An 849-nucleotide genomic window follows, 5' to 3' on the forward strand; every position below is an offset into this window, starting at 1 on the left:
TTAGTATTTGCAAAAGGAGGCTCGTTCTTATGAATATTTTACTTTTAGGTGCAACTGGACGAGTTGGAAGTCAAATCGTTACTTATGCCCTGCATGACAGACATCATGTTACTGTATTAGTTCGCACTCCAGAGAAGATTCAAATAAATAATGAAAAGTTAACCATTATTCAAGGGAATGTTTTAAATAAAGATGATATCGTACGTGCAATGCATGGGATTGATGTAGTTATTAGTGCACTAAATACTGATGGCACAACCACTCTATCAGAAAGTATGCCACTTATTATCGAAGCAATGGAAAACGAAGGTATAAAACGAATAATAACTATAGGAACTGCAGGTATCCTGCAAAGTAGAACCACGCCAGATTCTCTGCGTTATCAATCAAGTGAATCAAAGCGTAAGTCAACCCGTGCAGCGAAAGAACATCATAAAGTTTACGATATGCTCAAACAATCAACCCTCGAATGGACGATTGTCTGTCCTACGTACTTGCCGGATGGAGAAAGGGTAGGCAAATATCGAATAGACCGAAATTTTTTGCCGGAGGGTGGAGTTGAAATATCCGTACCGGATACAGCAGAATTTACATTTAGACAGATAAAAACAAGCGATTATATAAAATCACGTGTAGGTATCGCCTACTAATAATATTCTTATACTACTTTCAAATTGGATTAACTCGTTTGTTGAAAAAGAAAATGAAATGCGGCAACAATCTCCGCTCTTCAACTAAAGCTCCCTTTCTGTTATATCTAAATTATGAATTAGAGTCTAAAAATCACAAGGAATTATAAGTAAAGGAGATGTTGTAAAAATTAACATCTCTTTTTTTACTAAACTCCCT

At 35.9% G+C, this 849-nt stretch carries 1 protein-coding gene; it reads left to right on the forward strand.

What is annotated here, in order from left to right:
• Positions 1-29: 29 nt before the first annotated feature.
• A complete protein-coding gene (locus ABLT31_RS38800) occupies positions 30-650 on the forward strand; it encodes an NAD(P)-dependent oxidoreductase (protein ID WP_367761055.1) in 621 nt (206 codons plus the stop codon).
• The last annotated feature ends 199 nt before the right edge of the window (positions 651-849 follow it).

It is taken from the genome of Ammoniphilus soli (assembly GCF_040813775.1).